Below are 25,151 nucleotides of genomic sequence, written 5' to 3' on the forward strand. Positions count from 1 at the left end.
CGCCCATTGACGGAGCACCACGATGCAGCGCACCGACGATGTCCTACTCGTGATCGACGTGCAGAACGACTTCATGCCGGGCGGCGCGCTCGCGGTTGCGCGCGGCGACGAAGTCGTGCCGGCGATCAACCGCCTCGCCGCGCGCTTCGATCAGGTCGTGCTGACGCAGGACTGGCATCCGCGCGATCACGTGTCGTTCGCGGCGAACCATCCGGGCGTCGCGCCGTTCTCGACGATCGCGCTGCCGTACGGCGAGCAGGTGCTCTGGCCCGTGCACTGCGTGCAGGGCACGCAAGGCGCGGCGCTGCATCGCGATCTCGACATCCCGCATGCGCGGCTCGTGATCCGCAAGGGGCGCGACGCGTCCGTCGACAGCTACTCGGCGTTCGTCGAAGCCGATCGCAAGACGCCGACGGGCCTCGCCGGCTATCTGCGCGAGCTCGGCGTGAAGCGCGTGTGGTGCTGCGGACTCGCGACTGATTATTGCGTCGCGTGGTCCGCGCTCGACGCGCGCGCGGCGGGCTTCGACGCGGCGGTGATCGAGGACGCGTGCCGCGCGATCGATCTCGACGGCTCGCTCGCGCGCGCGTGGGCCTCGCTCGCCGCGGCGGGCGTCGCGCGCGTGCAGTCGGCCGACGTCAATCCGTAAGCGCCGCTTCGCGAACGCCGCCTCGACCCATTTCATCGCATCGACACTCAGCATTCAGAATCAGGAGACTCGGATGACCGAAGCCGTAATCGTATCGACCGCCCGCACCGGGCTCGCGAAATCCTGGCGCGGCGCGTTCAACATGACGCACGGCGCGACGCTCGGCGGCCACGTGGTCGCGGCCGCCGTCGAGCGGGCGAAGCTCGATCCCGCGCGCGTCGAGGACGTGCTGATCGGCTGCGCGAACCCCGAAGGCGCGACGGGCGCGAACATCGCGCGGCAGATCGCGCTGCGCGCGGGGCTGCCCGTCGGCGTGCCGGGGATGACCGTCAATCGCTTCTGCTCGTCGGGATTGCAGACGATCGCGCTCGCCGCGCAGCGCGTGATCGCGGGCGAGGGCGACGTGTTCGTCGCGGGCGGCGTCGAGTCGATCTCGTGCGTGCAGAACGAAATGAACCGGCACATGCTGCGCGAAGGCTGGCTCGACGCGCACAAGCCGGAGATCTACTGGACGATGCTGCAGACGGCCGAAAACGTCGCGAAGCGCTACGGCATCTCGAAGGAGCGCCAGGACGAGTACGGCGTGAATTCGCAGCTTCGCGCGGCGGCCGCGCAGGCGGCGGGGCGCTTCGACGCCGAGATCGTGCCGATCACCGTGCGCGCGGGCGTCGCCGACAAGGCGACGGGCCGCCTTTACACGAAGGAAGTGACGCTCGCGGCCGACGAGGGCATCCGGGCCGATACGACGCTCGAGGGCGTCGCGAAGATTCGTCCGGCGCTGCCGGGCGGCGTGATCACCGCAGGCAACGCGAGCCAGTTCTCCGACGGCGCGGCCGCGTGCGTCGTGATGAACGCGACGCTCGCGCAGCGCGAAGGGCTCGCGCCGCTCGGCATCTTCCGCGGCTTCGCGGTTGCCGGCTGCGAGCCCGACGAGATGGGCATCGGGCCCGTCTACGCGGTGCCGAAGCTCTTGAAGCAGGCGGGGCTCAAGGTGTCCGACATCGATCTGTGGGAGCTGAACGAGGCGTTCGCGGTGCAGGTGCTCTATTGCCGCGACACGCTCGGGATTCCCGACGATCGCCTGAACGTGAACGGCGGCGCGATCGCGGTGGGCCATCCGTACGGCGTGTCGGGCGCGCGGCTCACGGGCCATGCGCTGATCGAAGGCAAGCGGCGCGGCGCGAAGTACGTCGTCGTGACGATGTGCATCGGCGGCGGGCAGGGCGCGGCGGGGTTGTTCGAAGTGGTCTGACGGCGGCGCGCGGGCCGAGGGCGATCCGTTCGACGGCATCGCCGGTTCGAACGAGCGCGGCGGGTTTCTGCCGTCGCTCGCGCATTTCGCCGCTGCGTTGAAGAAGCGGCGGGCGCTCGGCATCGAACCGAGCCCGCCGATGCACGGTCCGGCGATCGAAGCGCGCATGCCGGACCGGAGCGCATCGAGCGCTTGATCGCGTATTGCGGCCGAGACGGGCGTTGCATCGCGCGATGCGGCGCGGGCATCGCGCATGGCGGCCCCGGTCTCGCCGGCGGGCGTTCGAGCACGCGGGCGCGCGGCGGTTCGTTGCACATCGAGCCGAACGCGCGCCGTGTCATCTTTTTCATCCTGCGACGCATGCGGCGCGCTCGATCGGTTGGCCCGCGTGACGGGGCCGCCGGTTGGCCCGCGCGATGCGCCGTCGCTCGGCTCGGCGCGCCGATCAGTCGGATTTCGGCGGCCTTTCCACTAGTATTTCGGCGGTTTTTTCACGAGGGGCGACTGTATGCCCGCAAGCTTGCGGTCGATCGTTCCGTCTTTGATGCCTTCCACCTGAAGCACGCGCTGCAACGGCGACGCGGGCGTGACGGGCTTCTCCTTGTTGTGCCGGGGCGCGATCCCGACCCTCTTGCCGAGATGGTAGATGCCGGAAAGCGTGCGTGCTTCCCATGCCGGGTACTTGCCGTTCGCGACCCAATCCCGCGTCAGAAAATAGTGCTCGACACAGGCCATGATCTCGTCGTCCTTGTCGACAAGATTGCCGGGCAGATTCGGCGGCGCCTGAACGCCGCCAAAGCCGGCGTTTCGCACCAGGTACAAATCGCGTGCAATCCGTTCGGACCGTTCGGTGGCGGACTTGACGCCCAAAACGGTCGAGTAGTGGCGATCCCAGCGCTCGATGAGCATCCGGATCGTCGATTCCTTGGGGAACACTTTGCGCTCCTTGCATTCAGGTGGAGCATGTGCGGACCAACCGCGGACGTCGCATCGCTCCCGTCTCCGATGTATCCGGGCGTCATTCGAGTGTCGGGCGGCGGCGTCTTCGACAGGATTCGACGTTCCGCGGGAATCGGCATCCGGATGCCCGATCGCGCGGCGATGCGCGCAGTCGGCGTTCGACGCGGCTATCGTCAGGCAAAAAGCAGTATAGGACGAGCGACGCGATTAGCCAGCGTCCTGTCGGCCGCACGGCGGGCGGCAGCCGCCGGCGGCGATCGCGCGGCGGCGCGCCGTGGCGAACCGGACGCGGTTTCGTGCGCCGCACAAGGCGGCGTCATGCCTGCCGGGCGACGGGCGCCGGATCTGTCGCGCGTTTCGCGGCCGCCCGCGCGTCTTCGCCTCGCCGGGCTCGCGCAAGACCCATCGGAATCGATAAGTTTGGTAGGCTTGCTGTCTGTCTCGGCTCGGCGGATGTCGCCGCACTTCGGGGCGCCGTCGCCGCGAGCGCCGATTGCTCCGGCGGGCGCCGCATGCGAGCGGCTGCACGCATCGGAAGCAGGGCCGCGCGCCGGCGAGGCGGAATTGACGAACGACTGCGAAGAACCACGGACATCATGATCAGACACATCGTAAGCTGGAAACTGAAGGAATCGGCCGAAGGCGCGACTCGCGCGCAGAACGCGCAGAAGCTCAAGGCGAAGCTCGAAGCGTGCCGCGGCATCGTGCCGGGGCTGCTGCATCTCGAAGTCGGGCTCGCGACGCCCGGCCTCGAGGCGACCTGCGACGTCGTGCTCGTGTCCGACTTCGCCGACAAGGCCGCGCTCGACGCGTACCAGGGGCATCCGGTGCACGAGGAAGTGAAGAAGTTCGTCGGCGCGGTGCGCGAGAGCCGCGAGTGCATCGACTACCTCGTCGACGAAGCGCGATGAGCGCCGGCTCCGCCACGACCGGCCGCGAGCCGGCGATCGAAAGCCCGTTCGTCGACGCGCTCGGCGTGCAGCTCGTTTGCGCGAAGGACGGCGCGAGCGAGATCGTACTGCCGCTCGCCGAGCAGCACATGAACACGTGGAACATCGCGCACGGCGGCGTCACGATGACGCTCGCCGACGTCGCGCTCGCGATGGCCGCGCGCAGCCTGACCGACGACGGCGTCGGCGTCGTCACGGTCGAGATGAAGGTGAACTTCATGCAGCCGGGGCGCGGCGAGCTGCGCGCGTACGGCCGCGTGCTGCATCGCTCGACGACGATGGCCTACTGTGAGGGCGAGGTTCGCGACAGCGCGGGCAACTTCGTCGCGAAGGCGCTCGGCACGTTCAAGTACATGAAGCGGCTCGCGGTCGGCCGCGACATCGCGCGGCAGCGCACCCGCACCGATCCGGGCGCGCATCCCGGCCCGAGCGACGCGTGAGCACGGGCGGTCAGTCGCTCGGGGGCGCCCGGCGTCCGTCTGGGGCGCTCGCGCGCCCCGGCCGCGACGCGACAGACGATGCACGGGGCGGCCCCGGCGCGACCGACGCGCGATCGTGGCGCCGCTCACGCGGGCCGCGATGCGAAACGGAGGCGAAAGCGTATTCGCTGAAGCCCACACGCTGTGCGCCTCATGACACGCGGCGCAGATCGGTCAATCGAGACGGAACGCCCGCGCGCCGAGAAAGAGCGTCGTGGACAGGAGCGTGACGCAGACGAATGCGCCGGCGAGAGAGAGTGCGTGCGCAAGCCCGCCGATCATGGCCGGGCCGATCAGAATGCCGGAGTAACCCAGTGTGGAGACGGCCGCGACCGCGTGCGAGTCCGGCATCGCGGATTGGTTGCCGGAGGCCGTAAACAACATCGGAGCGATATTGGCGACGCCCAGGCCGATCAACAAGAACGCCGCAGCAAGCATCCACAGGGAACTGCTGGACACCAGCAGGACGAACCCGGACGTCGCGAGCAGCGCACTGCCGATGAACACGCGTTTCGCGCCGAACAGGCCGACGACCTTGTCGCCGAAAAAACGCCCCGTGGTCATCGTGACGGCGAACAGCGTATAACCTAGTCCGGCTCGATTGACGTCGAGATCCCGCTGACTGCTCAGGAGGATGCCGCTCCAATCGAGCATTGATCCTTCCATGACGTAGGCCACGCAACAGAGAAATCCCAAGACGATCACGCTGCCGAGCGGCAGGACAAAAAAAGGGGTATCGCCGCGTTCTGCTTCGTTGGACAGACCGTTCCAAGTGGAAAGCGTCAACAGCCCGATGAACAGCAGTTCCAGCACGACGACGAACAACGGCGTCGCACCCAACGCCAGCAGAGCGCTGACGACACCCGCGCCAACGATGCCGCCCAGGCTGAAGAGGGCATGAAAGCCGGACATGATCGGTCTTTGCACGCGTTTCTCCGTGGCGACTGCATGGATGTTGACGACGACGTCCATCGCCCCAATGCCGGCGCCGAAGAGGAACAGCACTCCCGCGAGCGGCAGTGCGGCATTTAGCGACACCAGCGCCGGCAGCGTCGCCAATACGAGCAGCACCGCGAGCGCGAAAATTCGCCTGCAGCCGTAGCGGGCCGCCAGCATGCCGGATATCGGCATCATCAGAAGCGAACCCAGGCCGAAAGCGAGTAGTACCGCTCCCATCGCGCCGTTCTCGATCTGCAGGCGCTGCTTGGTCAATGGGATCAGCGGGGCCCAGCTCGCGAGGCTGCATCCGGCGATGAAGAAGGCTTTGCGCGTGGCCGATACCGGTTCGCGCGCGGGTGCGGAAATATGCAATTCAGACACGATCGGTACCTTAAAACGCGTTGCCGGAGTGCGAGGAGGGGAGCGAATCGGACAGGCTCAGCGATTGGAAGTCTGCGATGTCGCTCAGTCGATTGATCACCGCGGTGGCTTCGTCGTAACGCTGTTGCGCGGACAGCGCGTGCGGCCATGCGTACACTTTCGCGATGCCGGCAAGCGTGGCCGAGCGGATACCGAGGTCGGTGTCCTCGATCACGATCGCGTCGCCGGCCTGCGCCCCCAGTTGCTCGAGCATCGCCAGATAGGGGTCGGGGTGCGGTTTGGTGCGTGGCACGTCGTCGCCGGAAATCAGCTGGATCGGCGTCGCGAGGCCGAGCAGCGCGATATTGGCGAGGCACACGTCGCGTGGGGCGGTCGAAACTAAACCGAACCGGATGCGTTGCCTTTCCAGTGCCGCCGTCAGCATCGAGACACCGGGACGCAGGTAATGCGTACTCAGTTTCGACCGGTAGGTGTCGACGGCTCGACTCAAGATTTCTGTTCGACGGTCGGCGGGCACCTGGATGTGCTCGAGCGTTTTCTCCAGGCTCAGGCCGATGAGCTCCTGCGGGCTGAAGCGTTCCGTTTGCTCCGGCGCGAGCGCGCGCAGCACGTCGAAATGCAGTTGTTCGCTGTCGACGATCACGCCGTCGATGTCAAAGATCACAGTTGATTTGCTCATCGCATGTCCGTCGGTCAATGAATGTCGGCCAGCCGAAGCAGCACCTTGCAATTGGGCGTTTCGAGCGGCGCCATCGTTTGGTGCGCAATGTCGCATCCGACGGTGCGGAAGGCCCGCCGGTAATCGGCGAAGTCGAACACGTGGCTGACCAGACGGGCGGTCGGAATCTCGCCGTCGCGAAATTGGAACGTTTGATAGGTACGCCGCCCGTCTTGATCGATCGGATCGGGCTTGGGGCGTGACATTGAGACACAGACAGGCATCGCGTGGACCGGACGTTGGCCGATGGCCGGGCACCGAGTGCCATCTGTCAGGCTGGATCTCACCGATCATCGACAAGGAGCCGGGCGATGTCTCAGGTCAGGCGGCGGAGCCTGCTTGTGTCTCGTGCCGGGCGCGGCGCGAACGTCGGTATTTTCTCGTCCGTCGAAACGTCACGTGCTTACGGCGAGGTGCGCGTGTGCAACCATTTCGTGTCGATCGGTCCGTGCATGCGCAAGCAGATGAATGCCGGAAAATCGTATTTCGCGATGCGGCCGCTCGCGGGGCAACTCGCCGGCTGCCGCGTGCCCGGCATCGCGGGCGGCGCGGACAAGTGCCGCTACATCGTCGACCCGCTCGGCTTCGACGTGTGCGTCGACTACAAGGCCGGCCGGCTCGCCGACGATTTCGCGGCCGTCGTGCCGGACGGCGTCGACGGCTATTTCCAGAAGGTCGGCGGCGCGGTGCTCGACGCGACGCTCGCGCTGATGAATCCGTTCGGCCGCATCGCGATGTGCGGGATGATCGCGGTGTACGGCGGCGCGTCGGTGCCGCTCGCGAACGCAGCGCTGATCCTGCGCCAGCGGCTGCTCATGCAGGGTTTCATCGTGTCCGAGCGCTTCGACGTGTGGCCGGAGGCGCTCGCGCAGTTCGCATCGCTCGTCGCGCAGAAGAAGCTGCATTGTCGCGAGACGATCGCGCAGGGATCGAGCGCGCGCCCGGCGCGCCGCTCGGCTTGCTCAAAGGACGCAATGTCGGCAAGCAGCTTGTCGCGCCCGTGTGACGGGCCATGGCATCATACGGTGCTCGTTCCAAGCCTTTTCGCCGGCGCGCTTGCGCCGCCTGCTCGCCGTTTGCCCTCACGATGCCGCTGAATCCGAAGATCGCGCAGGTGCTCGACATGATCGAGCGCGCGAAACGTCCCGATTATCACGAACAGACGCCCGCGCAGGCGCGCGCGGCGTACGAGAAGAGCGCGCCGATCCTCGACGTCGCGCCCGCGCCGATGTTTTCGGTCGAGGACCTGCGCTTGCCGGCGCGCGACGGCGGCGCGTTCGGCGCGCGGCTCTATCTGCCCGTCGAGCCGAGTCTGGCCGAGCCGCTGCCCGCGCTCGTCTACTACCACGGCGGCGGTTTCACGGTCGGCAGCGTCGACACGCACGACGCGCTGTGCCGGATGTTCGCGCGCGACGCGCGCTGTGCGGTGCTGTCGGTCGATTACAGGCTCGCGCCGGAGCATAAGTTCCCGACGGCGATCGACGACGCGCAGGATGCGCTCGTGTGGCTGCACGCGCACGCGTCGAGCCTCGGGGTCGACCGGGAGCGGCTCGCGGTCGGCGGCGACAGCGCGGGCGGCACGCTCGCCACCGTGTGCGCGGTGCTCGCGCGCGATCGTGGAATTGCGCTTGCGCTGCAACTGCTGATCTATCCGGGGACGACGGGGCACCAGCAGACCGAGTCGCACGCGCGGCTCGCGAAGGGCTATCTGCTGTCGGCCGACACGATCCAGTGGTTTTTCGAGCATTACGTGCGCGACGCGTCGGATCGCGACGACTGGCGCTTCGCGCCGCTCTACGGCACGCGCGGCGCGCCTTCCTTCGAGCGCGTCGCGCCCGCGTGGATCGCGACGGCGGAGTACGATCCGCTGTCCGACGAGGGCGACGCATACGCGGACAAGCTGCGCGCGGCGGGCAACCGGGTGACGCTCGTCGCGTACTCGGGGATGATTCACGAGTTCTTCAAGATGGGCGGTTTCGTGCCCGAAGTGCGGCTCGCGCATGCGGACGCGGCGAGCGCGCTGCGCGCGGCGTTCGAAGGCGACTGAGCGCGAACGCGAAGGCGGGCGCGAACGTGAAGTCGCGCGGGACGGTCGGTTCGGTCGTGCGTAGGATTCGCGAACCGGGGCGCGCGTTGCCGATCGTGCATGCATGACGCGGCGGCGCAGCGCTGCGGCTGCTGACGCTCGTGTCGCCGGCTTCGCTTCGGCGTCGGCTGATCGGGCGATTGCCGCGGGATCATGTTCGTCAGACGATATCGATGCGGGTCCGGCCGCTCTCGGGAGCGGTCCGGGCGACATGAAACGACCGGACAAGCGCGGCGCGCACGCGGCAAGCGGCATGCGGCGTCCGATCCGAATGGGCTAACGAGGATGCGGCACATGGACAGCATCGAGATCGAAACCGGCGACTGGTCGCACCTCGGCTGCGATGCATCACGAATTCGCGACGCGGTGTTCGTGCGCGAGCAGCGCATTCCGGCCGAGCTCGACCTCGACGACGACGATCCGCATGCGCATCACGCGGTTGCGTATCTGGTCGACCGAGCGGCGGGCGCACGACGCGCGGTCGCGACGGGGCGGCTGCTGCCGACGGGCGCGATCGGTCGGGTGTCGGTGCTCGCCGACGCGCGCGGGCGCGGCGTCGGCTCGCGGCTCCTGGATGCGCTCCTCGCCGAAGCGCGGGCGCGCGGCGACGCGCTCGTGCGGCTCTATGCGCAGCAACGTGCGATCGCGTTCTATTTGAGGCTCGGTTTTCGGATCGTCGGCGAGCCGTTCGTCGAGGCGGGCGTGCCGCATGTCGAGATGGCGCGCGAGCCGTGAGCGGCGATGCGGCATCGGGCGAGTGCGCCGGACGGGCGGGTGCATGCGAAGCGTGTAACGAGGGGCGGAGCGCGATTGCGATCGGTCTGAGCGGCTGTAATGGATGAACGGATTGGAGCGCGGGGAGGCGCCGCGACGGGGCGTGGCGCCGTCGCGATCGCCGATTTCGGTTCGGCGGCCTTTGTCGCTCGGCGCAGGCGCTCCCAATTTTCGATGTGGTCGGACGCGCGACTTCGCGAACTATGAGCCGGAAGCTCGGAAGCTCGAAATCCGTTGCCCGAAGTGGAGTCCGGAGCATGAAGCCGGCGCTCGAAAAAAAGAGCACGGTGGAGCTGGCCGCCAGCCCGCCGTCGATGCCGGCTCCGAACCTGGACCCTGGACCCGCAGCCGAAACCGTTACCGCGCCGCGGCGCCCCCGCCGTCCGCGTCGAACGTGAACGCGCGCTCGAACGTGCCCGGCCGCACAATCCGGTGCGAGCCGTCGTCGTCGCAGCGCTCCTTGACGTCGAACTTCAGCCGTCCCTCGACATCGCGCCCGACGCGCAGCGCGGTCGTGCCGCGCGATCCGTATTCGGGTGTCTCGATGAACGCGGCGGACAGCGCGCGCTCGCGCTCGATCGGAATGCCGGTGTGCGGCAGCGCGTCGTCGGCCGCTTCGCGCGCGTCGCGCATCATCTCGATCAGCGCGTCGAGCGGCGCCGCCGCGTCCCGGGTCAGCAGTGCGCCGAGCTCGCTGCGCTTGTTGACGAGCTTCGGCCAGGGCGTATCGAGCCGCGCGTTCGACAGCCCGTGCACGCCGGGCGCGACGAGCGCGGGTGCGCCGGGGGCCGGCTGCGCGTCGGCCGGACGATTGCAGTACCACGCGAGCTCGCCGCGCTTGACGTCGCCCGCGAGCAGCGTGAAGCCGTTGTAGAACACGGCCTTCTCGGCGACGTTCGCGAGATAGTCGAGCGGCGCCATGTTCTTGCCCGTCAGGAACTCGGACACGAGCTTGCCGCGCGTCGGCGCGCCGGCGCGGATATCGAACGGCGCGCGGTAATTGGTGAGCGCGGCGAAGCGGCCGTCGCGCGCGACGCCGAGCCATGTGCCGCCGCCCTCGAGATCGCGGCCCGCGAGCACGTGCGGCGCGTCGCTCCACCAGCTGAGCGGCGCGCTCGTGCGGCGGAAGAATTCGTCGCGGTTCGCGGCGAGCGTCAGCACCGGGCCTTGCGCGGCGTCGGGCTGCCAATCGAATACGATCAGGCACATCGGGCGATATCCTCGCTGGGTGAGGCCGGGCGGCGCGCCGCGGCGCATGCCGTCCGGCGGCGCGCGGCCGTCAGGCTTCGGCGGGCAGCGCGTAGGGAAGCGGCAGGAACGCGAGCGTCGGACCGCTCGCGGATGCCAGGTGGACCGAGCCGCTCTCGAGCGCGGCGAGCTTGATCTCGACGAGCGCGTCGACGCCGCCCTCGGGCGCCGCCGCCGCGTTCACGATCATCCCGCACGGCTGGCCGAGGTCGTCCGAATGATAGAGCTCGACGCCCGCATGCGCGGCGTCGGTGCCCACGGCGAGGTGCGCGAGCGCGGTGCGGCGCTTGATCGTGCCGCGATACTGGCTGCGGGCGACGACTTCCTGGCCCGGATAGCAGCCCTTGCGGAAGTTCACGCCGCCGATCACGTCGAAGTTGACCATCTGCGGGACGAACTGCTCGGCGGCGGGCTGCGTGATGCGCGGCTCGCCCGCGCGTACGTCGAGCCAGTCCCAGACGGCGGCCGACACGCGCGGCAGCGCGGCTTCGAGCGTGGGCAGGCGCGCGTCGAGCTCGGCGCGCGCGGCGATCCACAGATAGCGCGCGCGGCCGGCCGCGTCGGGCAGGCGGATCAGCGCGCCGGCGGGCGCGTCGACCTTCGTGTGGACGCCGTCCGGCAGCGCGTCGAAGACGCCCGACAGCGCGGCGCGCACGTCGCCCGCGAAGCCGACCGCGACGAGCGCGCCGCTCGCGTCGGCGAGCTTCGCCTTCGCGCGCAGCACGAACATCGACAGGCGCTTCTGCACGGCGGGCTGCACGTCCTTCGACACGAGAAGGCGCACGTCGTGACCCGCGCGCCATGCGAGGAGCGACGCGAGCAGGCGCCCCTTCGGCGAGCAGTAGCCGGCCAGGCGCGCGCTCGCCGCATCGAGATGCTCGATGTCGTTGGTCAGCTGGCCGTGCAGGAACGTCGCGGCGTCGGCGCCCGTCACATCGACGATGCCGAACTGTTCGAGCACCGTGAACGCGCCGCGCTCGAGCACGGCGGCGAAATCGTCGGGGCGCGGACGGGGCGGCGCCGGCAGCGCGGCGGGGACGGCGGCCTGCGCGGCCGGGGAGGCGATCGGTGTGCTCATGGAATGAGGGAACAGTCAATCCTGACTTTGGCAGAGGCGAGCAAGTATTATATGGGTCTTACCTGATTCACGTTCCGCATGTCCCTACTGAAGAAGTGCGCCGCGTTCGCGGCGCTCGCCGTCGTATTGCTGGGCGCCGCTTGCGCGGGCGGCGCCTATTACTGGGCCACTCGGCCGCTCGCGCTCGCCACGCCGACCCTCGACGTCACGATCAATCCCCGCAGCAGCGTGCGCAGCGTCGCGCAGCAGCTCGCGCACGGCGGCGTGCCCGTCGAGCCGAGGCTCTTCGTCGCGATGACGCGCGCGCTGTTCCTGTCGAGCCGGCTCAAGTCGGGCAACTACGAATTCAAGACGGGCGTGACCCCTTACGAGGTGCTGCAGAAGGTTGCGCGCGGCGACGTCAACGAGTACGTCGTCACGGTGATCGAGGGCTGGACGTTCCGGCGGATGCGCGCGGAGCTCGACGCGAACGCGGCGCTCGCGCACGCGAGCGCCGGGATGAGCGACGCGGAACTGTTGCGCGCGATCGGCGCGTCCGACGAGGCCGTGGCGCGCGGCAGCGGCGAGGGCCTGTTCTTTCCGGACACCTACCTGTTCGACAGGGGCGCGAGCGACCTGAACGTCTATCGCCGCGCGTACAAGCTGATGCAGACGCGCCTGGCCGACGCGTGGACGGCGCGCCGGCCCGGCCTGCCGTTCCAGACGCCTTACGAAGCGCTGACGATTGCGTCGCTCGTCGAGAAGGAGACGGGGCGCGCGGCCGATCGCGCGTTCGTCTCGGGCGTGTTCGCGAACCGCCTGCGGGCCGGGATGCCGCTGCAGACCGATCCGTCGGTGATCTACGGAATGGGCGATGCGTACGCCGGGCGGCTGCGCAAGCGCGATCTGCAGACGGACACTCCGTACAATACCTACACGCGCCGCGGGCTGCCCCCGACGCCGATCGCGCTGCCGGGCGAGGCGGCGCTCTATGCCGCGGTGAACCCGGCGGCGACGTCCGCGCTCTATTTCGTCGCGAAGGGCGACGGCACGAGCGTTTTTTCGGACACGCTAGGGGATCACAACAAGGCCGTGGACAAATACATACGAGGTCAATGAATGGCGCGTGGCAAATTCATCACGTTCGAAGGGATCGACGGCGCGGGCAAGACCACGCATCTGCAGTGGTTCTGCGACCGGCTTCAGGAAAGGCTCGGGCCGGCCGGCCGGCACGTGGTCGTCACGCGCGAGCCGGGCGGCACGCAGCTCGGCGAGACGCTGCGGGAGATTCTCCTGAACCAGCCGATGGATCTCGAGACCGAGGCGCTGCTGATGTTCGCCGGCCGGCGCGAGCATCTCGCGCTCGTGATCGAGCCCGCGCTCGCGCGCGGCGACTGGGTCGTGTCGGACCGCTTCACCGACGCGACGTTCGCGTATCAGGGCGGCGGGCGCGGGCTGCCGCGCGACAAGCTCGAGGCGCTCGAGCGCTGGGTGCAGGGCGGCTTCCAGCCGGATCTGACGGTGCTGTTCGACGTGCCGCCGCAAGTCGCGAGCGCGCGCCGCGGCGCGGTGCGGATGCCGGACAAGTTCGAAAGCGAATCGGACGCGTTCTTCGCGCGCACGCGCGCCGAGTATCTGCGCCGCGCGCAGGAGGCGCCGCATCGCTTCGTGATCGTCGATTCGAGCGAGCCGATCCCGCAGATCCGCAAGAAGCTCGACGGCGTGCTCGCCGCGCTGTGACGAAAGGACGACGCGAACGATGATCTATCCGTGGCAGACCGACGACTGGAACCGCCTGCAGGCGCTGCGCGCGCATTGGCCGCACGCGCTTTTGCTGTACGGCCAGGCGGGGATCGGCAAGCTCGCGTTCACGCGGCATCTCGCGAAGGGCTTCCTGTGCGAGGCGCCGCATGAGAACGGCGAGCCGTGCGGCGCGTGCGCCGCGTGTTCGTGGTTCGAGCAGGGCAACCACCCCGATTACCGGATCGTCGTGCCGGAGGCGCTCGCAGCCGAGCTGCCGGGCGCGGCCGACGAGCCGAAGGCCGCCGACGCCGACGAAGGCGGCAAGAAGACCAAGACGCCGAGCAAGGAAATCAAGATCGAGCAGGTGCGCGCGCTCGTCGACTTTTGCGCAATCGCGTCGCATCGCGGCGGCGCGCGCGTCGTCGTGCTGTATCCGGCCGAGGCGCTCAACGTCGCGGCCGCGAACGCGCTGTTGAAGACGCTCGAGGAGCCGCCGCCGGGCGTCGTGTTCCTGCTCGCGTCCGCGCGCATCGACCGGCTTTTGCCGACGATCGTGAGCCGTTGCCGCCAGTGGCCGATGGCGGTGCCCGCGCTCGACTCGGCGGCGGCCTGGCTCGCGGCGCAGGACGTCGCCGACGCGGGCGCGCTGCTCGCCGAAGCGGGCGGCGCGCCGCTCGCCGCGCTCGCGCTCGCGAACGACGAGAACCGGCCGCTGCGCGACTGGACGCTCGCGCAACTCGCGGCGGGCGCCGCGTGCGATCCGTTCGCGTGCGGCGAGACGCTGCAGAAGCTGCCCGTGCCCGTCGTGCTCGGCTGGCTGCAGCGCTGGCTGTACGACTTGCTCGCCGAGCGCGCGGCGGGCGCGCCGCGCTATTTTCCCGCGCGGCGCGCGGCGCTCGCGCGCTGCGCGGCCGCCGTCGATTCGAACGCGTTCGCGCGCTTCCTGAAGACGGTCACGCGGCAGCGCGCGGTGGAGAACCATCCGCTCAGCGCGCGCCTCGTGTTCGAAGAGCTGTTTCTCGGCTACCGCGAGCTGTTCGCGTAGCCTGCCAACCGTTTCATCTATCGGATTGCCTTCCATGACCGAGCTTGCCTATCGCGACGCCACGCCGGACGACCTGCCCGCGATCGTCGCGATCTACAATTCGACGATCGCGTCGCGCCGGGTGACGGCCGACACCGAGCCCGTGACGATCGAAAGCCGCCGCGCGTGGTTCGACGCGCACAATCCGCACGTGCGGCCGCTGTGGGTCGTCGAGGGCGCGGGGCAGGTGATCGCGTGGCTGAGTTTCTCCGATTTCTACGGGCGTCCGGCATACGGCCATACGGCGGAGATCAGCATCTATCTCGACGAGGCCGCGCGCGGCAACCGGCTCGGCAGCCGGCTGCTCGAGGCGGCGCTCGCGAAGGCGCCGGCGCTCGGCATCCACACGGCGCTCGGCTTCATCTTCGGCCACAACGAGCCGAGCCTGCGGCTCTTCGCGCGCTACGGCTTCGCGACCTGGGGCACGCTGCCGCGCGTCGCGGTGCTCGACGGCGTCGAGCGCGATCTCGTGATCGTCGGCAAGCGGCTCGTCGAAGCGTAAGCGCGCGGCGCAGCCGGCGCGCCCGCTTCGCCGGCGCCGTCGCGCGCTGCGCGTCGCGCAGCAAGGAAGAATTCAACATGTTCGTCGATTCACACTGTCACATCAATTTCGAAGGCCTCGCCGACCGTCTGCCGCAAGTGCTGGACAACATGCGCGAGCACGGCGTCACGCACGCGCTTTGCGTATCGGTCGATCTCGAGACGCTGCCGTCCGTGCTCGCGATCGCGCGCGATCACGACAACGTTTTCGCGTCGGTCGGCGTGCATCCCGACCACGAGGACGCGAAGGAGCCGACGGTGGCCGAGCTCGTCGAGCTCGCCGCGCATCCGAAGGTGGTGGCGATCGGCGAGACGGGCCTCGACTATTACCGCCTCGAAGGCCGCTCGATCGCCGACATGGAGTGGCAGCGCGCGCGCTTTCGCACGCACATCCGCGCGGCGCACGCGACGGGCAAGCCGCTCATCGTCCACACGCGTGCGTCGTCGGAGGATACGCTGCGGGTCATGGCCGAGGAGCGCGCGAGCGTGCCGGGCGGCGTGATGCACTGCTTCACCGAGCCGTGGCCCGTCGCCGAGGCCGCGCTCGCGCAGAACTTCCACATCTCGCTTTCCGGCATCGTCACGTTCAAGAACGCGACCGACGTGCAGGACGTCGCGCGGCGCGTGCCGCTCGACCGGCTGCTGATCGAGACCGATTCGCCGTATCTTGCGCCGGTGCCGTATCGCGGCAAGCCGAATGAACCTGCGTACGTCAGCCATGTCGGACGCTTTATCGCGGCGCAACGCGGGATGACCGACGAGGCGCTCGGCGCCGCGACGTCGCAGAACTTTTTCCGGCTGTTCAAGATCGCCCGCGCGGGCGACGCCAGCCCAGTCAACCAGGGGTAGGAGCTGAAAAAAATGAAGTCGATCAAACACTTGTCGAAACAACGCACGATGAGCGCCGTGCTGCGCACGCTCGCGGTCGCGGGCGGGCTCGGCGTGTTCGCGGCGGCGCCCGCGCACGCGGAGTCGCTCGACGGGATCGTGAAGGCCGTCAAGTTCGACGACATCAAGGACATCTCGAAGCAGCTGAAGAACGGCCTCGACCCGAACACGATCGCGCCGAACGGCGATCCGCTCCTCGTGATCGCCGCGCGCGAGAAGTCCGATCAGGTCGCGGCGGCGCTCGCCGCCGCGCCGAACGTCGAGCTCGACAAGGAAGACAAGGCGGGCGAGAACGCGCTGATGCTCGCCGCGCTGAACGGCGATCTGCCGCTCGTCAAGCTGCTCGTCGACAAGGGCGCCGAAGTGAGCAAGAAGGGCTGGTCGCCGCTGCACTACGCGGCGACGAACGGCAACGACGAGGTCGTCAAGTATCTGCTCGACAAGTCCGCGTACATCGACGCCGCGTCGCCGAACGGCACGACGCCGCTGATGATGGCGGCGCGCGGCAACCACGGCTCGACCGTCACGCTGCTGCTCGACCAGGGCGCCGATCCCGCGCTGAAGAACCAGCTCGGCGTCACCGCGCTCGACTTCGCGAAGCACTACAACGCGCCGGACGCAACCGGGATTCTGTCGAAGCGCACGGTGCGCATCGGCGACGCGCCAGCGCCGAATGCGCAAAAGAGTGCAAAATAGTGACTTTCGGCGCGGCGGGCTGCCGCGCCTTTCGAAGTATCGGCGGTTTCGCCTCCTGACATAAGGAAGATTCATGTTGCGGGCTATGTTTTGCGCCGCCGCGTTCGCCGTGCCGCTGACGGCGGCCGCCTTCACGGCCGGCGACCTCGACAAGCTGTGCGCGAAGACCGACGTCAAGTCGCGGGCGTCGTGCGCGGCGTACATCGAGGGCGCGGCGGACGGCGTCTACAACACGATCGACGCGATCGGCGGCACCACGGGGCCGCGCGTCGGCCAGTACTTCTGTCTGCCGCCCGACATCAAGTCGCAGCAGATGACCGACGCGGTGCGCAAGTACATCGCGGAGAACCCCAAGCTCGCCGACTATAACGCGAGCACGGCGGTGTCGCTCGGGCTCGGCAAGGCGTTTCCCTGCCGCGGCTATTGATCCGGGCCGGCCGCCGCCCCGGCGCGGGGACGCGTTCCCCGCGAACCTGACGGAGACACGGCGCGCATGTTGACGATCGACGACCTGTGGCGCATCGCCGATGCGCCGCTTCATAGCTGGCTCGGCACGCTGGCCGTGTCGGCGCTCGTCGTGCTCGTGATCGCGGGCATTCACCGGATCGGCGCGCGCATCGTCGTGCCGATCGCCCGGCCTTATCCGGTCATGAGCGAGATCGTGTCGTATGCCGACCGGCCGTCGCTCGTCCTGATGTCGTTCCTCGCGCTCGAGTTCCTGTGGCTGCAGGTCGACGAATCGCTGCCGCATGCGGGCGGGCTGCGCACGATCGCGGCGGTCGGCACGATCGTGGCGCTGACTTGGCTGCTGATGCGGCTCGCCGCCGCGGTCGGCGACGCGATCATCCGCGCGCATCCGATCGACACGCCCGACAACCTCGAGGCGCGCCGCATCCACACGCAGACCCGCGTGCTCGCGCGAACCGTGATGGTGCTGATCGTGATCGTCGGCGCGGGCGCCGCGCTGATGACGTTTCCGAACGTGCGGCAGGTCGGCGCGAGTCTTCTCGCGTCGGCGGGCGTCGCGGGCCTCGTCGCCGGCATCGCCGCGCGCCCGGTGCTCGGCAACCTGATCGCCGGGCTGCAGATCGCGCTGTCGCAGCCGATCCGGCTCGACGACGTCGTCATCATTCAGGGCGAGTGGGGGCGCATCGAGGAGATCACGGGCACCTATGTGTCGGTGCGCCTGTGGGATCAGCGGCGGCTCGTCGTGCCGCTGCAGTGGTTCATCGAAAATCCCTTTCAGAACTGGACGCGCAGCAGCGCCGAGCTGATCGGCACGGTGTTCCTGTACGTCGACTATCGGCTGCCGCTCGAGCCGCTGCGCGCGGAGCTCGCGCGGATCGTCGCCGCCGCGCCCGAATGGGACGGCCGCGTGCAGGTGCTGCAGGTGACCGACGCGACCGAGCGCTCGATGCAGTTGCGCGCGCTCGTCAGCGCGCGCGATTCGTCGCTTGCGTGGGATTTGCGCTGCCGCGTGCGCGAGGGGCTCATCGCGTTCATCAACGCGCACTATCCGCACTGCCTGCCGCGCGAGCGCAACGAATGGACGGCGCCCGACGCCGGCGCGCGCGAGCCGCATCCGGGCGGGCGCGTGCAGGAGCCGGCCGCGAGCACGGCGGCGTTCACCGCGGCGGACCCGACGACGGCCGAGACCGGCGTGCCGCGCGCGCCGCATTGAGCGCGCCGGGCGGTGCGACACGCCGCGTTGCGGGCATGCGCCGCGCGGGAGGCGCGGGCGCACGACGCGGACATCGCGCGAGCGGTCCGCGCGGCGCGCTGGCCGAGTGGGGCCGACGTGGGGCCGACATAAGGCAGACATGAGGCAGACATGAGGCCGACATGAGGCCGACATGAGGCCGCCGCGCGCATCGATCGCCGTTCGCCTCCTCCATCAACGATTCAACGGTTCAACAATTCGCCGATGCGATCCGCCGATTTTTCGATGCCGCCGCTCACCGCCCTCGCCATCGCCAATTACCGGTCGTTGCGCGATCTCATCGTGCCGCTCACGGCGCTCAACGTGATCACCGGGCCGAACGGCAGCGGCAAATCGAGCCTCTATCGCGCGCTGCGCCTGCTCGCGGATACCGCGCAGGGCCGGGTGATTCCGTCGCTCGCGCGCGAGGGCGGGCTGCCGTCGACGCTATGGGCGGGCCCCGAGCGCTTCTCGCGCGGCATGCTCGCGGGCGAGGTGCCGGTGACGGGCACGGTGCGCAGCGAGCCGGTGAGCCTGAAACTCGGCTTCGCGTGCGAAGACTTCGGCTACGCGATCGATCTCGGGCTGCCGCCGCTCAACGGCGAAACCGAGTTCGGGCTCGATCCGGTCATCAAGCGCGAGTGCATCTGGAGCGGGCCGATGCCGCGGCCGTCGACGCTGCTCGTCGATCGGCGCGGCGCGCAGTTGCGCACGCGCGATGAAGCGGGCGATTGGCGGGCCGTTGCGCAGCCCGTCGCGAGTTTCGACAGCATGATGACCGAGTTCGCCGACCCGCGCGGCGCGCCCGAGATGATCGCGATGCGCGAGCGGATTCGCTCGTGGCGCTTCTACGATCATTTCCGCACCGACGCGCTCGCGCCCGCGCGGCTCGCGCAGGTCGGCACGCATACGCCGGTGCTGTCCGACGACGGCGGCGATCTCGCGGCCGCGCTGCAGACGATCTACGAGATCGGCGACGCCGCCGCGCTCGACGCGGCGCTCGACGACGCGTTTCCCGGCGCGCGGCTCGAGATCGACAATCCGGGCAGGCGCGGCCGCTTCGAGGTGCTGATGCGGCAGCCGGGGCTGCTGCGGCCGCTGCGCGCGGCCGAGTTGTCGGACGGCACGCTGCGCTACCTGCTGCTCGTCGCGGCGCTCCTCACGCCGCGCCCGCCCGCGCTGCTCGTGCTGAACGAGCCGGAGACGAGCCTGCATCCCGACCTGCTGCCCGCGCTCGGCCGGCTGATCGCGCAGGCGGCGGGGCGCTCGCAGGTGATCGTCGTGTCGCATGCGGCGCGCCTCGTCGCATCGCTCGAACGCGAGCCGGGCAGCCATTCGATCGTGCTCGAGAAGGCGCTGGGCGCGACGCGGATCGTCGATTCGGACGCGCTCGACTTGCCGGCATGGAAATGGCCGGCGCGATGAAGGCGGCGCGGTGAGGGCGGCAGGCAGCGGCGGCGGGGCGGCGAGCGCCGCGGAACGCCGCCGCGGCGGCACGGCGCATCGGAATCGGACAAAGAGGGCCAGGTTTCTGGACAACGTCCGCCGCGGCTGCAAAGATGCGGCTGGGCTGAATGTATCTCGCCTGTAACAAGCCCCAAAAAATGCAATCGGTCCGCTGGGATGCGCGCCGATCGCTAATAATGGCGGTCTGCGGGCGTCGCCCGACGCCGGCTCGCGGGCCGGCCGCCACTGGAGATCGTACCCATGAGAATTGCGCAGATCGCTCCGTTGACCGAATCGGTGCCGCCGAAGCTGTACGGCGGAACCGAGCGCGTCGTGTCGTACATCACCGAGGCGCTCGTCGACCTGGGGCATGACGTGACGCTGTTCGCGAGCGGCGATTCGATCACGCGCGCGAAGCTCGACGCGGTGTGGCCGCGCGCGTTGCGGCTCGATTCGTCGATCCGCGACCGGATCGCGCCGCACATGCTGCTGATGGAGACCGTCGCGCGCCGCGCGCGGGATTTCGACGTGCTCCATTTCCACATGGATTACTACTCGTTCTCGGTCTTCAAGCGGCAGGAGACGCCGTTCGTGACGACGCTGCACGGCCGCCTCGATCTGCCGGAGCAGCAGCCGGTGTTCGATACGTTCGACACCGCGCCCGTGATCTCGATCTCGAACGCGCAGCGCCAGCCGATGCCGCAGGCGAAGTGGCTGACGACGGTCCATCACGGGTTGCCCGAGACGCTCTACACGCCGCAGCCCGTCGAGCAGTCGTATCTCGCGTTCCTCGGCCGGATCTCGCCGGAAAAGCGCGTCGACACGGCGATCCGGATCGCGCAGCGCTGCGGGATGCGCATTCGCATCGCGGCGAAGATCGACGCGGCGGACGAAGAGTATTTCGAGCGCGAGATCAAGCCGCTCTTCGCGCTGCCGCACGTCGAGTTCATCGGCGAGATCGCCGATCACGAGAAGGCGGCGTTCCTGTCGGGCGCGCATGCGCTGCTGTTTCCGATCGACTGGCCCGAGCCGTTCGGCCTCGTGATGATCGAGGCGATGGCGTGCGGCACGCCCGTCATCGCGTTCAACCGCGGCGCGGTGCCGGAGGTGATCGACGAGGGCGTGTCGGGCTTCATCGTCGAGGACGAGATCAGCGCCGTCGCGGCCGTGAACCGGCTGTACACGCTGCCGCGCAACCGGGTGCGCGCGCGCTTCGAGGAGCGCTTCACGTCGCGCCGGATGGCGCAGCAATACGTCGACGTCTATCAATCGCTGATTCGCGCGCAGAAGCGCTCGCGCTTCAAGGTGATCGATTCGGCGTCTTGAACGAACGAGGCGAGCGGCGCGGCAGGGTGCGTCTCGGCCCGCCGTCGCCCCGTGTGCCCCGGCGCCGCGCCGCGCGTTGCGGCGACGCATGAAAAAACGGCGATGCGCGGTAAAAGCGCATCGCCGTTTTCGTGTCGGCCGCCGCTTGCCATCGATGCGGCGGCCGCGTGCGCGGGCGTCAGATCTTCAGCTTCGTGACCTTCGTGCCGCTGATCGACACGTCGCCCATCAGCCCGGCGTTCGTCAGCACGATCACTTCGACGGGCGCGGTCGCCGTGGTCGTGTCGATCGCGCCGTTCGCGCCCATCTTCACGAGCGCGACCGACGCGTCGGCGCCGGCCGCCCAGCCGTCGGAGTTGCGGAATTTGTCGAGCGCGTCCTGCGTCATGAACAGGAACACGATCGCCTTCGATTGCGCGCCCGCCTGCAGGCCGACCGACAGCGACGAGGTGTTGTAGTAGCCGACCGTCGCGCCGCCCACGCGCAGCGAGCCGTTGCCCGTTTGGCCGCCGATGATGAGGCCGGCCTGGATCACGTCCGGGAACACGAGCACGCCGCGCGACTTCGCGACGAGCTCACGCGAGCCGGGCACCGTCGAGTACAGACGCGACAGCGTGGCGTCCGTGCTCGCATCGATGGCTTGACGCTTCGACGCGTTGGTCGCTGCGTTGGCGGGCTTGTCCGGCGTCGTCGTGCAACCGGCGAGCGCCAGGCTGCCCACGACGAGCGCGGCGGCGGCTTTCAACACGAGATTGCGTTTCTGCATCGTTTTTCTCCATCAAGTGTAGATCAGCGTGATTCCCGCGAACGGGTTCACGCGGGACTTTATAACACAGCGAAATGCTTTGCCTTACCGCTGTAAGGTGAAAGACCGTCAAATCGACGCGTTTCATTGTGCGGCGGCGCGTGCGTGCGCGGGTTGTCGTGGGCCAAGGTTTGCTTCGGCGGGCGAAGCCGATGCCGCGCGGCGCGCGAACGTCAGTGATGCGAAACGGGCGGCTTGATGGGCGGGCGCCGCAGCGCGCGGCGCACGAGGCCGATCACGACGCCGCATGCAAACAGGAACGCGGCGGGAACGATCCAGTAACCGACGAACGCATGCCACAGATAGCCCGCGAGCGTGCGCTTGCGCACCGCGAATTCGTCGCGCGCCTCCTGCTGACGGCGCGCGTTCGCCGCGAGCACGTCGGCGGGGCAGCCTGCCGCGCGCGCCTCGTCCGGCTCGCCGCGGCAGACCGCCGCCGCGCCCGCCGCGCGTTGCGCGCCGGTGAGCTCCCAGGTCGTGAGCGCCAGCTTGAGGTCGGCGTGGTTGTACGCCATTTCCTCGCGGATCTCGCGCACGGCGACGATCGCGACAGGCACCGCCCAGAACACGATCACGATCAGCCAGCGCCGAAACCAGCGGCTTTGTCTCCATGCCATCCCGTGCCTCCGTTTGATGCGCGGCGCGCATCTGTCATGAGGGCGGCCCGATGGCGCTTCGTTTTGGTGGGGAGGGCCGCGCTGCAGCCATCATAGAAGAAAACGCGGCGAAACGCCGCAGTCGGCCGCGCGCGAATGCGTGCGTCGCAAAAGAAAATGCCGCGCCCGTCGAAACGGTGCGCGGCATCGTGCCGATTCGCCGGAAGCGTCAGGCGGCGGGCTTCGCCGACAGGCAGCCCTTCATGAACGCCTTGCGATCGTCGCCCGTCTTGCCGGCGGCTTGCGTGTTGCAGGCCTTCATCTTTTCCTGCTGCGACATCTTCTTCGCCGGCTTCGCCGACAGACAGTCCTTCATGAACGCCTTGCGCTCGTCGCCCGTCTTGCCGGCGGCCTGCGCATTGCATGCCTTCATCTTGTCCTGCTGGCTGTTTGCGGCGAATGCAGGCGTTGCCAGCACGCCGCCGACGAGCAGCGCGGCCATCAGCGATCGGATCTTCATTGGACACTCCCGGTGGGTGAGTTGCATCTTGTTCGATAAGCGATGAATCGCGCGGCTGCGCGGATCGCGGTTTGCATTATGGCAAATTGGCGCCGAAACGACAAAATACTCGGGGAAAACGAGCGGTGCGTTAATTTTCGCGTGACGGCCGCGCAACGGATCGGGCGCGCAGCGCGCTCGCCGGCCGTGGCCGAAATGCTTTCGCAAGGCTGCAAACGCCGGTGCCGCAAGCGTTTCGGACGGCCTTCGCGTGCGTGCGCCGCGCGCTTTTTCCGGGCGGCGCAGTCGGGCGGCGCCGGCGATTTTGTCTATTTCGAGATAACGCGAGAAGGCGCGGCGCGCGCGATCTCGCGCGTCGGGCGCGCATCGTGCGGGAGTGCGAACGGCGCGCGTCGGGCGGCGCGAGGCCGGCGCGTCCGGTTCGCGCCGCGCGTGCGCGCACTCGGGAAAACTCCGCGCTTGCCGGGCGGAGGCCGGCTGCCGTTACAATCGCGGCCATGAACGCACCGACATCTTCCAGCCCCCCCAACGTTTCGAGCGCGACGCCGCGCACGCTGCCACGCATCGCCGTTCTCGCGACGGGCGGCACGATCGCGGGCGCCGCGCCCGACGCCGCGCAGACGGCCGGCTATCAGGCGGGCGCGCTCGGCGTCGACCGGCTCCTCGCCGCCGTGCCCGCGCTCGCGCAGATCGCGACGATCGCAGCCGAGCAGGTCGCGAGCATCGACAGCAAGGATCTGTCGCCCGCGCTGTGGACGACGCTCGTCGAGCGGATCGACGCGCTCGCCGCGAGCGACGCGATCGACGGCATCGTGATCACGCACGGCACCGACACGCTCGAAGAAACCGCCTACCTGCTGCATCTGACCGTGAAGACCGCGAAGCCCGTCGTGATGACAGCGGCGATGCGGCCCGCGACCGCGCTGTCGTCGGACGGCCCGCTCAACCTGCTGAACGCGGTGGCCGTCGCAGGCAGCGAGGCGGCGCGCGGGCAGGGCGTGCTCGTCGCGTTCAACAACCGGATACACGGCGCGCGCGACGTCGTGAAGACGAGCACCTACGCGGTCGACGCGTTCCATTCGCCGGAACTCGGCGCGCTCGGCTGGGTGCAGGACGGCCGCATCGAATTCGCGCGGCGCGCGACGCGCCCGCATACGCTCGACTCGCGCTTCGCGATCGGCGCCGCGTGGCCGCAGGTCGACGTCGTCGCGAGCTACGCGGGCGCGTCGCGCGCGATGGTCGACGCGTGCGTTGCCGCGGGCGCGCGTGGGCTCGTCGTCGCGGGCACGGGCAACGGCTCGATCCACGCGACGCTGCAGACGGCGCTGGCCGACGCGGCGGCGAAGGGCGTTGCGATCGTGCGCGCGTCGCGCGTCGGCTCGGGGCACGTGATGCGCAACGGCGCGGCGAACGACGACGCGCTCGGCTTCGTGAGCGCGGGCTCGCTCAATCCGTACAAGGCGCGCGTGCTGTTGATGCTCGCGCTCGCGGCGGGCGTCGCCGACGTGCGCGAATTGCAGCGGGTGTTCGATACGTATTGATCGGCGGATAGGCGGATAGGCGGATAGGCGGATAGGCGGATAGGCGGATAGGCGGATAGGCGGGCCGGCGCGCATCTCGCGTGCGGCGCGGCGCGCGGGCCGCTTCGCGTCCGAATGCATCGCGTCGAATCGAGCCGCAGGCGGCGTCGGCGCATAAAAGAAAAGCGGACCCGTGGGTCCGCTTTTTTCACATGATGCGCCGCTGCGCGCGTCGTTCAGGACTGCGGCGGAATCACGAGCTTCTGGCCCGGATAGATCCTGTCGGGGCTCGAGAGCATCGGGCGGTTCGCCTGGAAGATCGCGTCGTTCTTCGAGCCGTCGCCGTAGTACTTCTCGGCGATCTTCCAGAGATTGTCGCCGGAGACGACGTCGTGGTACTGCACTTGCGGATCGTCCGGTTGCAGGTCGTCGTCGTTCACGCCCGCGACGCCTTGCACGTTGCCCGCCGCCACCTTGACCTTCGCCTTCGTATCGAGGTCCGCGACGCTGCCCGACAGCGTGACGGTGCGCGACGCGCCGTCGAACGCGACCGTCAGGTTCGACGTGTCGAGGCCCTGTGCGGAGATGTAGTTCTTGATCGCATCGCCGGCCGTCTGATTGGCTGCGGCCGGATCGCTCGCGGCTTGCTCGTCGCTCTTGCCGAGCAGCTTTTCACCCGCTTCCTTGATGAACGAAAGAAGACCCATCGCAACACTCCTTCAGGTGATTGAAAAAAGATGCGCCGTGAAGTCGCGAGAAGCGCGAAAGCGGTGCGGCGCTTCTCGAAAGGCGTCG

The 25,151-nt window shown here is 69.0% G+C and carries 27 protein-coding genes and 1 pseudogene; 18 read left to right on the forward strand and 10 right to left on the reverse strand.

What is annotated here, in order from left to right:
* The first annotated feature begins 22 nt into the window (after nucleotides 1-22).
* Both pncA and WT60_RS09300 read left to right on the forward strand, forming a co-directional pair.
* The gene (pncA, locus tag WT60_RS09295; RefSeq protein ID WP_038744618.1) at nucleotides 23-649 is read left to right on the forward strand and encodes a bifunctional nicotinamidase/pyrazinamidase; all 627 of its coding nucleotides are present in this window, start codon (nucleotides 23-25) and stop codon (nucleotides 647-649) included.
* Nucleotides 650-722: 73 nt separating this feature from the next.
* The gene (locus WT60_RS09300) at nucleotides 723-1,901 is read left to right on the forward strand and encodes an acetyl-CoA C-acyltransferase (protein ID WP_038744617.1); all 1,179 of its coding nucleotides are present in this window, start codon (nucleotides 723-725) and stop codon (nucleotides 1,899-1,901) included.
* Between the two features lie 471 nt (nucleotides 1,902-2,372).
* On the opposite strand, the gene WT60_RS09305 is transcribed toward WT60_RS09300, so the two are convergent.
* The gene (locus tag WT60_RS09305) at nucleotides 2,373-2,837 is read right to left on the reverse strand and encodes a hypothetical protein (RefSeq protein WP_038744615.1); all 465 of its coding nucleotides are present in this window, start codon (nucleotides 2,835-2,837) and stop codon (nucleotides 2,373-2,375) included.
* A 620-nt stretch (nucleotides 2,838-3,457) separates the two neighbouring features.
* Here WT60_RS09305 and WT60_RS09315 point away from each other — a divergent pair.
* Both WT60_RS09315 and WT60_RS09320 read left to right on the forward strand, forming a co-directional pair.
* Entirely contained in the window at nucleotides 3,458-3,772 is a 315-nt protein-coding gene (locus WT60_RS09315; protein WP_059580732.1) for a Dabb family protein, read from the forward strand.
* The gene (locus tag WT60_RS09320; RefSeq protein WP_038744612.1) at nucleotides 3,769-4,251 is read left to right on the forward strand and encodes a PaaI family thioesterase; all 483 of its coding nucleotides are present in this window, start codon (nucleotides 3,769-3,771) and stop codon (nucleotides 4,249-4,251) included. The genes WT60_RS09315 and WT60_RS09320 overlap by 4 nt, the downstream gene beginning before the upstream one ends.
* A 213-nt stretch (nucleotides 4,252-4,464) precedes the next feature.
* Here the strand turns inward: WT60_RS09320 and WT60_RS09325 are convergent, their stop codons facing one another.
* Genes WT60_RS09325 through WT60_RS09335 form a run of 3 tightly spaced genes read right to left on the reverse strand, consistent with a single transcriptional unit; the run spans nucleotide 4,465 to nucleotide 6,534 of the window.
* Complete coding sequence (locus WT60_RS09325) at nucleotides 4,465-5,610, reverse strand: MFS transporter (protein WP_060355864.1); 1,146 nt, start codon at nucleotides 5,608-5,610, stop codon at nucleotides 4,465-4,467.
* Between the two features lie 10 nt (nucleotides 5,611-5,620).
* Nucleotides 5,621-6,289, reverse strand: coding sequence for an HAD-IA family hydrolase (locus tag WT60_RS09330; RefSeq protein ID WP_060355863.1), 669 nt, complete (start codon nucleotides 6,287-6,289; stop codon nucleotides 5,621-5,623).
* A 14-nt stretch (nucleotides 6,290-6,303) separates the two neighbouring features.
* The gene (locus WT60_RS09335) at nucleotides 6,304-6,534 is read right to left on the reverse strand and encodes a hypothetical protein (protein WP_038744608.1); all 231 of its coding nucleotides are present in this window, start codon (nucleotides 6,532-6,534) and stop codon (nucleotides 6,304-6,306) included.
* Between the two features lie 105 nt (nucleotides 6,535-6,639).
* Between WT60_RS09335 and WT60_RS09340 the strand changes: the two are divergent.
* From WT60_RS09340 to WT60_RS09350, 3 genes and pseudogenes are all read left to right on the forward strand, one after another.
* Nucleotides 6,640-7,334, forward strand: a pseudogene (locus WT60_RS09340) (zinc-binding dehydrogenase).
* An 81-nt stretch (nucleotides 7,335-7,415) separates the two neighbouring features.
* Nucleotides 7,416-8,375 (forward strand): alpha/beta hydrolase, encoded by a 960-nt coding sequence (locus tag WT60_RS09345; RefSeq protein WP_060355862.1) that lies wholly within the window; start codon nucleotides 7,416-7,418, stop codon nucleotides 8,373-8,375.
* A 333-nt stretch (nucleotides 8,376-8,708) separates the two neighbouring features.
* Nucleotides 8,709-9,149 (forward strand): GNAT family N-acetyltransferase, encoded by a 441-nt coding sequence (locus WT60_RS09350; RefSeq protein ID WP_038744606.1) that lies wholly within the window; start codon nucleotides 8,709-8,711, stop codon nucleotides 9,147-9,149.
* Nucleotides 9,150-9,545: 396 nt separating this feature from the next.
* On the opposite strand, the gene WT60_RS09355 is transcribed toward WT60_RS09350, so the two are convergent.
* Nucleotides 9,546-10,397 carry an NRDE family protein gene (locus WT60_RS09355; protein WP_059643002.1) on the reverse strand — a complete coding sequence of 284 codons (852 nt, stop codon included), beginning with the start codon at nucleotides 10,395-10,397 and terminating at the stop codon, nucleotides 9,546-9,548.
* 70 nt (nucleotides 10,398-10,467) lie between these two features.
* Nucleotides 10,468-11,514, reverse strand: coding sequence for a folate-binding protein YgfZ (locus WT60_RS09360; protein ID WP_060355861.1), 1,047 nt, complete (start codon nucleotides 11,512-11,514; stop codon nucleotides 10,468-10,470).
* Between the two features lie 78 nt (nucleotides 11,515-11,592).
* Between WT60_RS09360 and mltG the strand changes: the two genes are divergently transcribed.
* The 10 genes from mltG (at nucleotide 11,593) to WT60_RS09410 (ending at nucleotide 20,915) form a co-directional block, all read left to right on the forward strand.
* A complete protein-coding gene (mltG, locus tag WT60_RS09365; RefSeq protein WP_038744603.1) occupies nucleotides 11,593-12,612 on the forward strand; it encodes an endolytic transglycosylase MltG in 1,020 nt (339 codons plus the stop codon).
* Nucleotides 12,613-13,233, forward strand: coding sequence for a dTMP kinase (tmk, locus tag WT60_RS09370; RefSeq protein ID WP_038744601.1), 621 nt, complete (start codon nucleotides 12,613-12,615; stop codon nucleotides 13,231-13,233).
* Nucleotides 13,234-13,252: 19 nt separating this feature from the next.
* Nucleotides 13,253-14,281 (forward strand): DNA polymerase III subunit delta', encoded by a 1,029-nt coding sequence (locus tag WT60_RS09375; RefSeq protein WP_060355860.1) that lies wholly within the window; start codon nucleotides 13,253-13,255, stop codon nucleotides 14,279-14,281.
* A 34-nt stretch (nucleotides 14,282-14,315) separates the two neighbouring features.
* Entirely contained in the window at nucleotides 14,316-14,822 is a 507-nt protein-coding gene (locus tag WT60_RS09380; protein WP_038744599.1) for a GNAT family N-acetyltransferase, read from the forward strand.
* A gap of 77 nt (nucleotides 14,823-14,899) precedes the next feature.
* The gene (locus WT60_RS09385) at nucleotides 14,900-15,709 is read left to right on the forward strand and encodes a TatD family hydrolase (RefSeq protein WP_038744597.1); all 810 of its coding nucleotides are present in this window, start codon (nucleotides 14,900-14,902) and stop codon (nucleotides 15,707-15,709) included.
* A 12-nt stretch (nucleotides 15,710-15,721) separates the two neighbouring features.
* A complete protein-coding gene (locus WT60_RS09390) occupies nucleotides 15,722-16,444 on the forward strand; it encodes an ankyrin repeat domain-containing protein (protein ID WP_038744596.1) in 723 nt (240 codons plus the stop codon).
* A gap of 73 nt (nucleotides 16,445-16,517) precedes the next feature.
* Complete coding sequence (locus WT60_RS09395; protein WP_038744594.1) at nucleotides 16,518-16,871, forward strand: Rap1a/Tai family immunity protein; 354 nt, start codon at nucleotides 16,518-16,520, stop codon at nucleotides 16,869-16,871.
* A 66-nt stretch (nucleotides 16,872-16,937) separates the two neighbouring features.
* Nucleotides 16,938-18,125, forward strand: coding sequence for a mechanosensitive ion channel domain-containing protein (locus WT60_RS09400; protein WP_060355859.1), 1,188 nt, complete (start codon nucleotides 16,938-16,940; stop codon nucleotides 18,123-18,125).
* A 264-nt stretch (nucleotides 18,126-18,389) separates the two neighbouring features.
* Nucleotides 18,390-19,568, forward strand: coding sequence for an AAA family ATPase (locus WT60_RS09405; protein WP_060355875.1), 1,179 nt, complete (start codon nucleotides 18,390-18,392; stop codon nucleotides 19,566-19,568).
* A gap of 282 nt (nucleotides 19,569-19,850) precedes the next feature.
* Entirely contained in the window at nucleotides 19,851-20,915 is a 1,065-nt protein-coding gene (locus tag WT60_RS09410; RefSeq protein ID WP_038744591.1) for a glycosyltransferase family 4 protein, read from the forward strand.
* Nucleotides 20,916-21,093: 178 nt separating this feature from the next.
* Here WT60_RS09410 and WT60_RS09415 read toward each other — a convergent pair whose 3' ends face one another.
* From WT60_RS09415 to WT60_RS09425, 3 genes are all read right to left on the reverse strand, one after another.
* On the reverse strand, nucleotides 21,094-21,681 hold the full coding sequence (locus WT60_RS09415) for a YSC84-related protein (protein WP_038744590.1): 588 nt from the start codon (nucleotides 21,679-21,681) through the stop codon (nucleotides 21,094-21,096).
* A gap of 212 nt (nucleotides 21,682-21,893) precedes the next feature.
* A complete protein-coding gene (locus tag WT60_RS09420; RefSeq protein WP_059642990.1) occupies nucleotides 21,894-22,337 on the reverse strand; it encodes a hypothetical protein in 444 nt (147 codons plus the stop codon).
* A 208-nt stretch (nucleotides 22,338-22,545) separates the two neighbouring features.
* Nucleotides 22,546-22,836: a PsiF family protein gene (locus tag WT60_RS09425; protein WP_038744586.1), complete on the reverse strand. Its 291-nt coding sequence runs from the start codon at nucleotides 22,834-22,836 to the stop codon at nucleotides 22,546-22,548.
* A 497-nt stretch (nucleotides 22,837-23,333) separates the two neighbouring features.
* Here WT60_RS09425 and WT60_RS09435 point away from each other — a divergent pair, with 497 nt between their 5' ends.
* Complete coding sequence (locus tag WT60_RS09435; RefSeq protein ID WP_038744584.1) at nucleotides 23,334-24,377, forward strand: asparaginase; 1,044 nt, start codon at nucleotides 23,334-23,336, stop codon at nucleotides 24,375-24,377.
* Nucleotides 24,378-24,592: 215 nt separating this feature from the next.
* On the opposite strand, the gene lysM is transcribed toward WT60_RS09435, so the two are convergent.
* The gene (lysM, locus tag WT60_RS09440; protein ID WP_038744583.1) at nucleotides 24,593-25,063 is read right to left on the reverse strand and encodes a peptidoglycan-binding protein LysM; all 471 of its coding nucleotides are present in this window, start codon (nucleotides 25,061-25,063) and stop codon (nucleotides 24,593-24,595) included.
* Nucleotides 25,064-25,151: the final 88 nt, after the last annotated feature.

This window comes from Burkholderia sp. MSMB617WGS, assembly GCF_001532025.2.
Lineage (GTDB): Bacteria > Pseudomonadota > Gammaproteobacteria > Burkholderiales > Burkholderiaceae > Burkholderia > Burkholderia savannae.

Excerpts from the sequence above, each read along its gene's own strand:
- pncA (WP_038744618.1), top strand. The coding sequence starts at position 23 with ATGCAGCGCACCGACGATGTCCTACTCGTGATCGACGTGCAGAACGAC.
- WT60_RS09300 (WP_038744617.1), top strand. The coding sequence starts at position 723 with ATGACCGAAGCCGTAATCGTATCGACCGCCCGCACCGGGCTCGCGAAA.
- WT60_RS09315 (WP_059580732.1), top strand. The coding sequence starts at position 3,458 with ATGATCAGACACATCGTAAGCTGGAAACTGAAGGAATCGGCCGAAGGC.
- WT60_RS09320 (WP_038744612.1), top strand. The coding sequence starts at position 3,769 with ATGAGCGCCGGCTCCGCCACGACCGGCCGCGAGCCGGCGATCGAAAGC.
- WT60_RS09330 (WP_060355863.1), bottom strand. The coding sequence starts at position 6,289 with ATGAGCAAATCAACTGTGATCTTTGACATCGACGGCGTGATCGTCGAC.
- WT60_RS09335 (WP_038744608.1), bottom strand. The coding sequence starts at position 6,534 with ATGTCACGCCCCAAGCCCGATCCGATCGATCAAGACGGGCGGCGTACC.
- WT60_RS09345 (WP_060355862.1), top strand. The coding sequence starts at position 7,416 with ATGCCGCTGAATCCGAAGATCGCGCAGGTGCTCGACATGATCGAGCGC.
- WT60_RS09350 (WP_038744606.1), top strand. The coding sequence starts at position 8,709 with ATGGACAGCATCGAGATCGAAACCGGCGACTGGTCGCACCTCGGCTGC.
- WT60_RS09355 (WP_059643002.1), bottom strand. The coding sequence starts at position 10,397 with ATGTGCCTGATCGTATTCGATTGGCAGCCCGACGCCGCGCAAGGCCCG.
- WT60_RS09360 (WP_060355861.1), bottom strand. The coding sequence starts at position 11,514 with ATGAGCACACCGATCGCCTCCCCGGCCGCGCAGGCCGCCGTCCCCGCC.
- mltG (WP_038744603.1), top strand. The coding sequence starts at position 11,593 with ATGTCCCTACTGAAGAAGTGCGCCGCGTTCGCGGCGCTCGCCGTCGTA.
- tmk (WP_038744601.1), top strand. The coding sequence starts at position 12,613 with ATGGCGCGTGGCAAATTCATCACGTTCGAAGGGATCGACGGCGCGGGC.
- WT60_RS09375 (WP_060355860.1), top strand. The coding sequence starts at position 13,253 with ATGATCTATCCGTGGCAGACCGACGACTGGAACCGCCTGCAGGCGCTG.
- WT60_RS09380 (WP_038744599.1), top strand. The coding sequence starts at position 14,316 with ATGACCGAGCTTGCCTATCGCGACGCCACGCCGGACGACCTGCCCGCG.
- WT60_RS09385 (WP_038744597.1), top strand. The coding sequence starts at position 14,900 with ATGTTCGTCGATTCACACTGTCACATCAATTTCGAAGGCCTCGCCGAC.
- WT60_RS09390 (WP_038744596.1), top strand. The coding sequence starts at position 15,722 with ATGAAGTCGATCAAACACTTGTCGAAACAACGCACGATGAGCGCCGTG.
- WT60_RS09395 (WP_038744594.1), top strand. The coding sequence starts at position 16,518 with ATGTTGCGGGCTATGTTTTGCGCCGCCGCGTTCGCCGTGCCGCTGACG.
- WT60_RS09400 (WP_060355859.1), top strand. The coding sequence starts at position 16,938 with ATGTTGACGATCGACGACCTGTGGCGCATCGCCGATGCGCCGCTTCAT.
- WT60_RS09405 (WP_060355875.1), top strand. The coding sequence starts at position 18,390 with ATGCCGCCGCTCACCGCCCTCGCCATCGCCAATTACCGGTCGTTGCGC.
- WT60_RS09410 (WP_038744591.1), top strand. The coding sequence starts at position 19,851 with ATGAGAATTGCGCAGATCGCTCCGTTGACCGAATCGGTGCCGCCGAAG.
- WT60_RS09415 (WP_038744590.1), bottom strand. The coding sequence starts at position 21,681 with ATGCAGAAACGCAATCTCGTGTTGAAAGCCGCCGCCGCGCTCGTCGTG.
- WT60_RS09420 (WP_059642990.1), bottom strand. The coding sequence starts at position 22,337 with ATGGCATGGAGACAAAGCCGCTGGTTTCGGCGCTGGCTGATCGTGATC.
- WT60_RS09425 (WP_038744586.1), bottom strand. The coding sequence starts at position 22,836 with ATGAAGATCCGATCGCTGATGGCCGCGCTGCTCGTCGGCGGCGTGCTG.
- WT60_RS09435 (WP_038744584.1), top strand. The coding sequence starts at position 23,334 with ATGAACGCACCGACATCTTCCAGCCCCCCCAACGTTTCGAGCGCGACG.
- lysM (WP_038744583.1), bottom strand. The coding sequence starts at position 25,063 with ATGGGTCTTCTTTCGTTCATCAAGGAAGCGGGTGAAAAGCTGCTCGGC.